Consider the following 10,090-nt stretch of genomic DNA (forward strand, 5'->3'; position numbering starts at 1 on the left):
TTTATCAGGCTTGCCGCACAGCGACCATCCCGCGATCGGGGATGTCGAATAGGTGTGGCAGGGACAGGCAAGGTTTTTCCGCGGTGCGATACGCAGCCTATGACTGCTGCGGTTGCCCCGAGTTAGGTGCCTGTTTAAGGTATAACGCATGATTATCCCGAACCCGGTCGCCGCAAGGGGCCGGCAGGCCCCCATGACTGGCTCGCCAGCGAGTTTTTAAAATATGCGCGTAACTTCCCGTCTTCTCGCCCTGTGCTGCGCAGTTGTGTCCGCTCATAGCATGGCGGCACCCGTCAGCGATCTCTACAAGGTGCGTGAACCGGTTGCCAGCCAACAACCAGCCGAGCGCGAAGAGGCGCTACGAAAAGCATTCGATACGCTGGTGCTGCGTCTGACCGGCGACTCCAGCTCTGATCAAGAGGCTGTTGTGCAGTTGCGCAACGATCCGCAGCAATTGGTGAGCCGCTATGCCTATGAGGGCGACGCAGTCATCGTTAACTTCGATCCGGTGACTACCGAGCGTGCGCTGCGGTCAGCCGGGCTTTCATTATGGGGGGCTGAGCGCCCGAGCATCCTGGCCTGGTGGCTCGGAGAGTCGGCTAACGGCTCGCAGCTTGTTGGCGATGCGCAGGAGGGCTCCTCCGACTTGCGGGCGGCCGCCCAGCATCGTGGCTTGCCGTTGCGTTTGCCGTTGGCCGATCTGAGTGAGCAGCTCGTGGCCACCCCCGAGACCGTCACCGCGAAGGATCCACAGGCGCTTCGCGAAGTATCGGAGCGGTACGATGCAGATGGGCTGCTAACCGTCATGGCTAAACAGTCCGGCGAAACCTGGCAAGCCAACTGGCGCCTCTGGGTTGGTGACAAACAGACGCAGGGTAAGGCGAGTGGCGACACCCGATCCGTGCTGGCCGATGAGGTCATGCTCGCTGTAAGCACATTCCTGGCGCCGCAGTACCGCGTTAAGCCCGGCGACAGAGCGGAGATCACGCTAGAGGTGCTTGGGGCTGACGTGGAGCGTTTCGCCGAGCTAGATCGCTTGCTTGAACCCTTCGGTGCACGCTTGCAGCGGGTCGAAAGCGATCGGCTGGTGTATCGCCTCAGCGCCAGTCCAGAGCAACTGCGGGCTCAGCTAGCCTTGGCGCGACTGCAGGAAGTCGCTCCCGATGAAATTGACATGCAAGCGATAGACGCCGCGGGCGCCGATGCTGGCGTCGAGCCCATCGGCGACAGTGACGTGTCGGCCGGCGACGCTGAAGCGCAGCCAAGCAATGCCCAATCTCCTCTCGACGAGCCTGGCGCACCGGCAAGCGAGCAATCCGAGCCGGCAGATCAGGGCACGTTGCTGCGCTACCGTTGGTAGCGTTTATCCGCCCGACAGTAAATCGGAGTGGGCTTTGCCACCCATGGCCCTCATCGATTCACGGTTTCCCCTTCCGCCTGCTGTAGCCAGCGGCCTCAGATCACCCAAACAAGACGTTTAGAACATGACCATCACCCACAACAACCGCTGGCTATGGCTGGTGGCGCTGTTTTTGATTGGCTGGTTGATCTATCAGCTATCACCCATCCTTTCGCCTTTTCTGGTCGGTATCCTGCTGGCTTATCTGGGCGACCCACTGGTAGACCGGCTGGAGCGTTGGAAGCTGTCCCGAACCTGGGGTGTGATTCTGGTTTTCACACTGTTCACACTGCTGTGTCTGTTGCTGCTGCTGGTGTTGGTTCCGATGCTCGGCAAGCAGCTGATGCATCTCTATGAGCTTGCACCGCTGGGCCTGGACTGGTTGCAGCTGACGGCGCTGCCCTGGGTGCAAGCGCAGTTTGGCCTCGACGAGGATTTCTGGCGCGTCGATCAGCTCAAGAGCGCGTTTTCCGCCAATCTCGGCAGCACCAAGGACGTGGTAGCGATCATCCTCAGTCAGGCTACGGCTTCGAGCATCGCTTTGCTGGCCTGGTTGGCGAATCTCCTGCTGGTGCCAGTGGTGTGTTTCTATTTACTGCGGGACTGGGACCTGATCATGGCCAAACTGCGCACGCTTCTACCGCGGCGGCGCGAGGATGCTGTCATGTCGCTGATGCGCGAATGCCACGAGGTCATCGGCGCCTTTCTACGTGGACAGCTGCTGGTTATGTTGGCGCTGGCTGTCGTCTATTCCGCTGGTCTCATGTTGGTCGGTGTCGAATTGGGACTGTTGATCGGTGTCTTGGCTGGCCTAGCCAGCATCGTGCCGTACATGGGGTTCGTGGTGGGCATAGGCGCGGCAGTGATTGCCGTGCTGTTCCAGTTTGGTCTGGAGCTCTATCCCCTGCTGGGCGTCGCGGCGGTGTTCACAGTAGGGCAGATGATGGAAGGCATGCTGCTAACCCCGCTGTTGGTGGGTGACCGTATCGGCCTGCACCCCGTTGCGGTGATCTTCGCGGTGCTGGCTGGGGGGCAACTGTTTGGTTTTACCGGCGTGCTCCTGGCATTGCCAGTTGCGGCGGTGATCATGGTCCTGCTGCGCCATGTGCATGATCTCTATAAACTCTCGGATCTTTATGCAGAGCCGCCGGCCGACCCGCCCCGCCAACCATGAAACCCATTCAGCTTCCCCTGGGCATTCGTCTTCGTGACGATGCCACCTTTGCCAACTTCTACCCGGGCGCCAATGCGGCCGCGCTTGGCTATGTCGAGCGAGTCTGTTCGCCTGCGGCTGGTTGGTCCGATGAATTGATCTATCTGTGGGGCGGTACTGGCGTCGGGCGCAGTCATTTGCTTCAGGCCGCCTGCTTGCGCGTCGAACAACGTGGTGAACTGGCTGTGTATCTGCCGTTGGCGGAAGTGGCGGAGTACGGCCCGGCGCTTCTGGATGATCTGGAACAGAGCGAGCTGGTCTGTCTGGATGATCTGGATGCCATAGCGGGCGATCCGGTGTGGGAAGAAGCCTTGTTCCATCTGTTCAATCGGCTTCGCGACAGTGGTCGACGCCTGTTGCTCGCCGCCGATGCCTCTCCGCGAGAGATCGCTGTACAGCTTCCAGATCTCAAGTCCCGTTTGAGTCTATCGCTGGTGTTTCAACTGCAGGAACTCTCGGATGAGGACAAGCTGCGCGCCTTGCAGCTTCGAGCATCGCGCCGCGGTTTGAACCTGCCGGACGATGTAGGCCGCTTCATCCTCACTCGCGGTGCCCGCAGCATGAGCGCATTGTTCGAGTTGCTCGACCGGCTCGATCAGGCCTCCCTCCAGGCGCAACGTAAACTGACCATCCCGTTTCTCAAGGAAACGCTCGGCTGGTAGGAACGCTGGCAGCAGGCTGTTGAGTTCGGCCCGGCTTTGCAGGTCAGTACGGCCAAGCTGAACCGAAACGTCGTCATGCGGCTCACCCGAGAGTAGGTTGAACTGCTGGAGTAGGGTGGGCTTCAGCCCACCGACGCTGTCCAACGTTACCTGAGAACCTGGCGCCTCGCCTCGCTGTGCCTCCTGCTCGTCTCAGCTTTCGCCAGCCGCTTTGCGACCGTACTGATAAGCCCAACGGGTATAGAGCAGGGCGCTTATGAAGAGCGTCAGGCTGATGATTGCTTCCAGCCAGCCGTAAACCATCCGGGTCGGGTTGATCGCGGCAAGCACGCCTTGAATGAAGTAGATGTTGACGATAAAACAGGTCCAGGCATGGGCGCGCGGGCTTCCGGAGATCATGCCAGGGGCCACCAGAAGGAGTGGAATCAGCTGAATGCTGACCACCACCCAGGTGCGCGCGCCGTGCAGGTCGGCAAATGCCAGGTTCCAGACGACCAATAGCACGGCCAGCCCAATGAAACTGGCCAGGCTGATCGCGCGGCTGAGTTTTACCCGTGGCGTCAGCCATTCGAGCGACGGCAGGGGTTTCGGCTTTCTAGCCACGGTTATTCTCCAGACGCTTGGCGGTTTCCGCGAGGCGTTGGCCTAGTGCGCGGCAAAGACTGATTTCATGCTCATCTAATGCACGCTTGCCATCTGCTCCGGCATGGTGACTGGGGCCGTAGGGGGTGCCGCCGCCACGAGTTTCAAGCAAGGCGTTTTGGCTGTACGGCAGGCCGAGCAGCAACATGCCGTGGTGCAGTAGGGGTAACAGCATGGACAGCAACGTGGTCTCCTGACCGCCATGCAAGCTGGAGGTCGAGGTAAACACGCCAGCAGGTTTACCGACCAGTTCGCCGGTCAGCCAGAGTCCGCTGGTGCCGTCGAGAAAGTATTTCAGCGGAGCGGCCATGTTGCCGAAGCGGGTCGGGCTACCAAGAGCGAGGCCGGAGCAATGTTTCAGGTCATCCAGCGTTGCGTAAATGGCGCCATGCTCGGGAATCGCAGGCGCAACCGTCTCGCATTCGGCAGACACGGCCGGTACGGTGCGCAATCGTGCCTCAAGCCCTGCCTGCTCGACGCCTCGGGCAATTTGCCGGGCCATTTCCGCAGTGGCGCCGTGACGGCTGTAATACAGCACAAGGACGTACGGTGCACTCATGGCAGGATCTCCAGTACCTTTTCCGGCGGTCGTCCGATCACCGCCACATCACCGGCTACCAGTATCGGCCGTTCGATAAGTTTAGGGTGAGCGACCATGGCGTCGATGATCTGCCCATCAGTGAGCGTCGGGTCGGCGAGGTTCAGGGTTCTGTACTCTTCCTCGCCGCTGCGTAGCAGCTGGCGTGGGCTGATGCCCAGCTTGGCAAGTATCTGCTTGAGCTCTGCAGCCGACGGAGGCGTTTCGAGATACCGGATGACGGAAGGGGAGAGGCCGCGTTGTTCGAGCAGTTCCAGGGCACTTCGTGATTTCGAACAGCGTGGGTTGTGGTAAAGGATCAATTCGGTCATTTGGGTTGCTTCGCGCCAATTTAGGTGGCCATTCTAACCCTCAAAGCTGTGGCGCTTGAAACGGTGGTCGCGGAGGGCTGTCTGCCAAGGTAGGCTTTTACTTGCTACAGGCCTGCGGGTAACCGGGTTTCGGCGATCGCGACTGACACCGAGGGGATTGAATGCAACAGCGGATCAAGGATTTTGTGGAGTTCGGTCGTTTCTTGGTGCAGCGCTTCCTCGCGGATCGCGGCCCACACAGCGCTGCCGCATTGACCTATACCACCCTGTTCGCGGTGGTGCCGATGATGACGGTGACGTTCGCCATGCTTTCCGCCATTCCTGCGTTTCAGGGGATCGGTGAGCAAATCCAGATATATATCTTCAGCAACTTCATTCCTTCCACGGGCGCTACCATTCAGGACTATCTGGTCGCCTTCACTGATCAGGCGAGGCAGCTGACCTGGTTCGGTGTGGGGTTTCTGATGGCAACCGCGCTGATGATGCTTTTGACCATCGAAAAGGCGTTCAACGTTATCTGGCGCGTGCGCCAACCGCGCCGTGGGATCTCAAGCTTTCTGTTGTACTGGGCGATCCTTAGTCTCGGCCCGTTGCTGTTGGGTGCGGGGTTTGCCATGAGCACCTATATCACCTCGTTGTCGCTGATATCGGGCCCGCATGCGCTGATTGGCGCGCGCACCGTTTTAAAAGCGATGCCCCTGTTGCTCAGTGTCGCGGCATTCACATTGATCTATGCAGCTGTGCCGAACACTCGAGTGCCGCTGCGGCATGCATTGGTAGGTGGGACGTTTACCGCTGTGCTTTTCGAAACGGCGAAGCAATTGTTCGGTTTGTATGTCAGCTTTTTCCCCAGCTATCAACTGATCTACGGGGCGTTTGCCGCAGTGCCGCTGTTTCTGCTGTGGGTCTATCTGTCCTGGATGATCGTATTGTTCGGGGCGGAACTGGTCTGCGGATTGTCATCGTCACAGCAATGGCGACGCCGCTCGGTACCGCGGCTGCTGGTCATGCTCGGGTTGTTGCGCGTGCTTTACGAAAGTCAGCAGGCCGGGCGAGAGGTGCGTTTACGCGATGCCCACCGAAGCGGCTGGAAGCTGCCGGAGGACGAATGGGATGAAATCCTCGAGTTCTTCGAGCGGGAGCAGCTTGTTTGTCGGACCGGCTCTTCCGGTTGGGTGCTCTGTCGCGATCTCAACAGCTACAGCTTCGATCAGCTGTTGCGTTCCAACCCCTGGCCTCTCTCAGGTAAGCAGGCGCTACCGGAGCATCTGGATGAGCCCTGGTACCCAACGCTGCGTCAATCCATGGAGCTGCTTCAGCGCGAGCAGGCCAGCCTGTTTGGTGGTAGCGTCGCGGATTGGCTGCAGTCGCAGCGCGTCTGAACGAGCCGATACTCAGCATCGCAAGGAAAACGAACATGAACAGAGGACTCAGCGGATTGCTTGGTGCCTTCGCCTGCTTGATGCTGGTGGGCTGTGGTGAGGATTGGGGGGCGGACCAGCACGGCGCTAATGTCACTGCGCAGCAGCTCGACGGGCAGTGGCTGCTGATCAATTACTGGGCCGAATGGTGCGGCCCTTGCCGAACCGAAATTCCCGAACTGAACGCACTGGACCAGTCGCGGGACGACATCACGGTACTGGGCGTGAATTTCGACGGGCTGCAAGGCGACGAGCTGGTCGCTGCGGCCAAGCAGTTGAACATCAATTTCAGGGTGCTCAGCGTCGATCCGGCGGAGCGGTTGGGCCTGCCACGCAGTGCAGTGCTGCCGGTCACCTATATTGTCGATGCTGGCGGGGAAGTCCGCGAGAGTCTGGTGGGTGAGCAAACGGCGGAAGGGCTGCTCGCCAGGCTGGATAAACTACGGAGCGAGGGGTAGTGACTATTCGGGCGCTGGCGCCCGTCGTCAAGGCTTGACGTACCAGAAATCCTGCCAGAAGCCGATGACCTTTGCTGGGTAGTGATGTTTGCCGAGGCTACCGTTATAGCGTGCCAGCGCTCGGTTGATGTCACCATTTTCCTTCTTCAGGTAGTAGCTGAGGATGGTGCAGCCGTAGCGAAGGTTGGTGGCGTTGTCGGTCAGGTTGTCTTGCGGCCGACCCAGTTCGGCTTTCCAGAAGGGCATTACCTGCATCATGCCTTGCGCGCCGACGCTGGAGATGGCGAAACGGTCGAAGTGACTTTCCGCATGGATCAAAGCCAGCACAATGTCTGGTTTGAGCGCTGCTTTGCTGGCCTCCTGATGAACCAACCGCAGTAATGTCAGCCGCTCCTGCGGGTCGGGAACGTAGCGCTTGAGGCGGGTCGACATATCGAGCAGCCAGACTTCTGCGTCAAAGCGATCCTGAAAGCTCTCAGCTTCTGCTACGGTTCGCTGCATCAGTTCGCGAAGCTCCGGCTCGGGTGCCTGGCGAACAGTCGCAGCGACTGGCCAGGCAACCACCAGCATTAACAGCCACAGGAGTCGGAGCGGCTTCATGACGCGGCCTAGTCGCCTTCGCCTGGATCGTGTGCCTGGCGACCGGCATCCTGCATCAGGCTCCGGAGAAACTCCTGCTGCAAATCTGGGTCATTGCGGGTCAGCTCAATCAAGCTCTGTTCAAGCTCGCTGGCTTCCTCCTCGAGACCAAGCTCTGAAAGCCGCTTGACGCGATGCACCCATTGATTGACATCGTCACCTTCGAGGTCATCGAAGATCAGGTCGTGCGCTTCGAGAAGCTTGCCACGCAAGGCGCGACTGACAAGAAGCGTGGCGTCAGCTCGGGTGCCGTCCTGCGGGTCTTCGACCCGTAGCTGAAGCTTGCCGACCTGGCTGATGTCCTGATCGGCGAAGGGGCCATCAAGTAGATTCAGGCGCAGCACGCCGTTGCGATCGGTGCTCAGTTCGTGCGTTTCGTTGGCCGCAACGACCTGCACCGAGCGCTCAGCCCAAGGGAGGCTGGAGTACTCGAGCCGGGCGTCGCGTCGCTGCTCGTCGAGGCTGGCAAGGTTCTGCTGCGAACGGCCGTTGGACTCAACATTAACGAACGGATTGAGGCCCGCAAAACCGTAGCTGATCCAGTCGCGAGTGGCGCTTTCCGGTAGGTTGCCGAGCAACACTACATTGAGCACATTGGCGCCAATACCTGCGACCACCGCAACAGCGCCCAGCGGAATTTCGTATAGCTCGCGCCAGGGTTGATAGGGTGTATAGCGATCATAGCGGCGTGTCACCTCGAAGTCGGTGACTTCGAAGGTCTTCTGGTCGAGTACGCGGATACGTCGCTGTGGCAGCTCGAGCAATGGCGCGCCCACCTCAATGCGCAGACTGTGGTTGAGCAGTTTGCGTTCGGTACGGGCTTCTTGTTCGCTACGTTGAGGCAGCTGATTGGCGCAGCCACCCACAAAAAGCGCCATGCAGAGCATGGCGCAAGTTGAAGCACTTCGGTTGAGCATGATTTCCGTCAGCGGCTGGCGCGGGAATTGATGAATTCGAGAATGTCGGCAGTAGGGATGGCCTGGCTTTCGGCATCGCGGCGATGCTTGTATTCCAGAGTGCCATCGGCAAGCCCGCGGTCGCCTACAACGATGCGATGCGGTATTCCTACCAACTCCATATCGGCAAATTTGACGCCTGGACTGGTCTTTTTGTCACGGTCGTCGAGGAGAACGTCGTAGCCAGCAGCGGTGAGTTCCTCGTAGAGCTTATCGGTTGCTTCGCGGACGGCCTGGTTTTCGTACTTCATCGGGACCAGCGCGATCTGGAACGGAGCGAGGGCCTCGGGCCAGATAATGCCGCGCTCATCGTAGTTCTGCTCGATGGCGGCCGCGACGACACGGGACACGCCGATGCCGTAGCAGCCCATGGTCAGAATAACAGGCTTGCCGTTTTCACCCATCACGCTGCAATTCATCGCCTGGCTGTACTTGGTACCCAGCTGGAAGATGTGCCCGACTTCGATGCCGCGCTTGATGATCAGCGTGCCGACGCCATCTGGGCTTGGGTCGCCTGCAACTACGTTGCGCAGGTCCGCCACCTCAGGTAGCGGCAGGTCACGCTCCCAATTGACGCCGAAGTAGTGCTTGTCCTCCTGGTTGGCTCCCGCCACGAAATCGCTCATTAGCGCCACAGAACGATCAATGACGCAGCTGATCGGCAAGTTCAGCGGGCCTAGCGAGCCAGGACCGGCACCCATAACCGCGCGGATTTCCGCTTCGGTCGCGAATACCAGCGGTTGTGCGACCTGAGGCAGGTTCGCCGCCTTGATCTCGTTCAGTTCATGGTCACCACGAACGATCAGTGCAACCAGTTGGTCCTTCTCAATGCTCCGCACAAGCAGGGTTTTGATCGTTTTTTCAATAGGCAGTTGGAACTGCTCGACCAGTGCAGCAATGGTCTTGCAGTTTGGGGTATCTACCAGGCGGAGCTCTTCGGTCGCAGAGCCGCGCTCAGTCTCGCGGGGGATCGCCTCGGCCTTCTCGATGTTGGCCGCGTAATCGGAGCTGTCGCTGAATGCGATATCGTCTTCACCGGACTCGGCCAGTACATGAAACTCATGCGAGCCCGTGCCGCCAATAGAGCCGGTATCCGCCTGGACAGGTCGGAAATTCAATCCCAGTCGCGTGAAAATCTTGCAGTACGCCTCATGCATCCGGTCATACGTTTCCTGCAGTGACTGTTGGTCAGCATGGAACGAATAGGCGTCCTTCATGATGAATTCGCGCCCGCGCATCAGGCCGAAGCGAGGGCGGATTTCATCGCGAAACTTGGTCTGTATTTGGTAGAAGTTGATCGGCAGTTGCTTGTAGCTGTTCAGCTCATTGCGCGCCAGGTCGGTGATGATCTCTTCATGAGTCGGGCCAACACAGAATTCGCGGTCATGACGGTCTTTCAGGCGCAGCAGCTCAGGGCCGTACTGCTCCCAACGGCCGGTTTCCTGCCAGAGTTCGGCAGGCTGTATCCCAGGCATCAACACTTCCAGCGCGCCGGTCTTGTTCATTTCTTCGCGAACGATAGCTTCGGCCTTGCGTAGCGCGCGCAGCCCCATCGGCATCCAGGTGTAGAGGCCGGACGCCAGCTTGCGGATCATCCCGGCACGCAGCATCAGCTGATGGCTGATGACAACGGCGTCAGAAGGGGTTTCTTTAAGGGTCGAGAGCAGGAACTGACTGGTGCGCATGTGGCCGTTGTGTCCTTGCAGAGCGGAGAATTTGGCTCGGCATTGTACGGTGGCGATACTCTGGCGTACAGAATCGTTCCGATGGCGTGCGTCTGCAAGAATGAAG

11 protein-coding genes are annotated in these 10,090 nt (G+C 59.5%); 5 read left to right on the top strand and 6 right to left on the bottom strand.

Annotated features, from left to right (window positions below):
- The first annotated feature begins 223 nt into the window (after positions 1-223).
- The 3 genes from ACIGHL_RS04830 to hda all read left to right on the top strand — a co-directional run bounded on the left by ACIGHL_RS04830 (position 224) and on the right by hda (position 3,274).
- The gene (locus ACIGHL_RS04830) at positions 224-1,360 is read left to right on the top strand and encodes a DUF2066 domain-containing protein (RefSeq protein ID WP_128119398.1); all 1,137 of its coding nucleotides are present in this window, start codon (positions 224-226) and stop codon (positions 1,358-1,360) included.
- 124 nt (positions 1,361-1,484) lie between these two features.
- On the top strand, positions 1,485-2,573 hold the full coding sequence (locus ACIGHL_RS04835; RefSeq protein ID WP_128119397.1) for an AI-2E family transporter: 1,089 nt from the start codon (positions 1,485-1,487) through the stop codon (positions 2,571-2,573).
- Entirely contained in the window at positions 2,570-3,274 is a 705-nt protein-coding gene (hda, locus tag ACIGHL_RS04840) for a DnaA regulatory inactivator Hda (RefSeq protein ID WP_045428765.1), read from the top strand. Before ACIGHL_RS04835 ends, hda begins: the two co-directional genes overlap by 4 nt.
- Before the next feature lie 192 nt (positions 3,275-3,466).
- On the opposite strand, the gene ACIGHL_RS04845 is transcribed toward hda, so the two are convergent.
- The 3 genes from ACIGHL_RS04845 to arsC are packed head-to-tail and all read right to left on the bottom strand — an operon-like array spanning position 3,467 to position 4,825.
- Positions 3,467-3,877: a DUF2069 domain-containing protein gene (locus tag ACIGHL_RS04845; protein WP_128119396.1), complete on the bottom strand. Its 411-nt coding sequence runs from the start codon at positions 3,875-3,877 to the stop codon at positions 3,467-3,469.
- Complete coding sequence (gene wrbA, locus ACIGHL_RS04850) at positions 3,870-4,475, bottom strand: NAD(P)H:quinone oxidoreductase (protein WP_064481954.1); 606 nt, start codon at positions 4,473-4,475, stop codon at positions 3,870-3,872. The genes ACIGHL_RS04845 and wrbA overlap by 8 nt, the downstream gene beginning before the upstream one ends.
- The gene (gene arsC / locus ACIGHL_RS04855; protein ID WP_128119395.1) at positions 4,472-4,825 is read right to left on the bottom strand and encodes an arsenate reductase (glutaredoxin); all 354 of its coding nucleotides are present in this window, start codon (positions 4,823-4,825) and stop codon (positions 4,472-4,474) included. The genes wrbA and arsC overlap by 4 nt, the downstream gene beginning before the upstream one ends.
- A gap of 161 nt (positions 4,826-4,986) precedes the next feature.
- Between arsC and ACIGHL_RS04860 the strand changes: the two genes are divergently transcribed.
- Together ACIGHL_RS04860 and ACIGHL_RS04865 are read left to right on the top strand one after the other, a co-directional pair.
- Positions 4,987-6,207, top strand: coding sequence for a virulence factor BrkB family protein (locus ACIGHL_RS04860; protein WP_128119394.1), 1,221 nt, complete (start codon positions 4,987-4,989; stop codon positions 6,205-6,207).
- A gap of 35 nt (positions 6,208-6,242) precedes the next feature.
- On the top strand, positions 6,243-6,704 hold the full coding sequence (locus ACIGHL_RS04865; RefSeq protein WP_128119393.1) for a TlpA family protein disulfide reductase: 462 nt from the start codon (positions 6,243-6,245) through the stop codon (positions 6,702-6,704).
- A gap of 27 nt (positions 6,705-6,731) precedes the next feature.
- Here ACIGHL_RS04865 and ACIGHL_RS04870 read toward each other — a convergent pair whose 3' ends face one another.
- From ACIGHL_RS04870 to ACIGHL_RS04880, 3 genes are read right to left on the bottom strand one after another with little or no spacing between them, the layout of a single operon-like run.
- The gene (locus tag ACIGHL_RS04870; protein WP_128119392.1) at positions 6,732-7,304 is read right to left on the bottom strand and encodes a lytic transglycosylase domain-containing protein; all 573 of its coding nucleotides are present in this window, start codon (positions 7,302-7,304) and stop codon (positions 6,732-6,734) included.
- A gap of 8 nt (positions 7,305-7,312) precedes the next feature.
- Complete coding sequence (locus tag ACIGHL_RS04875; RefSeq protein ID WP_128119391.1) at positions 7,313-8,260, bottom strand: hypothetical protein; 948 nt, start codon at positions 8,258-8,260, stop codon at positions 7,313-7,315.
- A gap of 8 nt (positions 8,261-8,268) precedes the next feature.
- Complete coding sequence (locus ACIGHL_RS04880) at positions 8,269-9,984, bottom strand: proline--tRNA ligase (RefSeq protein ID WP_128119390.1); 1,716 nt, start codon at positions 9,982-9,984, stop codon at positions 8,269-8,271.
- Between the last annotated feature and the right edge of the window lie 106 nt (positions 9,985-10,090).

The sequence above is a fragment of the Pseudomonas sp. NPDC077451 genome (genome assembly GCF_044543345.1).
Lineage (GTDB): Bacteria > Pseudomonadota > Gammaproteobacteria > Pseudomonadales > Pseudomonadaceae > Stutzerimonas.

Coding starts and splice junctions, on each gene's coding strand:
- ACIGHL_RS04830 (WP_128119398.1), top strand. CDS start 224: ATGCGCGTAACTTCCCGTCTTCTCGCCCTGTGCTGCGCAGTTGTGTCC.
- ACIGHL_RS04835 (WP_128119397.1), top strand. CDS start 1,485: ATGACCATCACCCACAACAACCGCTGGCTATGGCTGGTGGCGCTGTTT.
- hda (WP_045428765.1), top strand. CDS start 2,570: ATGAAACCCATTCAGCTTCCCCTGGGCATTCGTCTTCGTGACGATGCC.
- wrbA (WP_064481954.1), bottom strand. CDS start 4,475: ATGAGTGCACCGTACGTCCTTGTGCTGTATTACAGCCGTCACGGCGCC.
- arsC (WP_128119395.1), bottom strand. CDS start 4,825: ATGACCGAATTGATCCTTTACCACAACCCACGCTGTTCGAAATCACGA.
- ACIGHL_RS04860 (WP_128119394.1), top strand. CDS start 4,987: ATGCAACAGCGGATCAAGGATTTTGTGGAGTTCGGTCGTTTCTTGGTG.
- ACIGHL_RS04865 (WP_128119393.1), top strand. CDS start 6,243: ATGAACAGAGGACTCAGCGGATTGCTTGGTGCCTTCGCCTGCTTGATG.
- ACIGHL_RS04870 (WP_128119392.1), bottom strand. CDS start 7,304: ATGAAGCCGCTCCGACTCCTGTGGCTGTTAATGCTGGTGGTTGCCTGG.
- ACIGHL_RS04875 (WP_128119391.1), bottom strand. CDS start 8,260: ATGCTCAACCGAAGTGCTTCAACTTGCGCCATGCTCTGCATGGCGCTT.
- ACIGHL_RS04880 (WP_128119390.1), bottom strand. CDS start 9,984: ATGCGCACCAGTCAGTTCCTGCTCTCGACCCTTAAAGAAACCCCTTCT.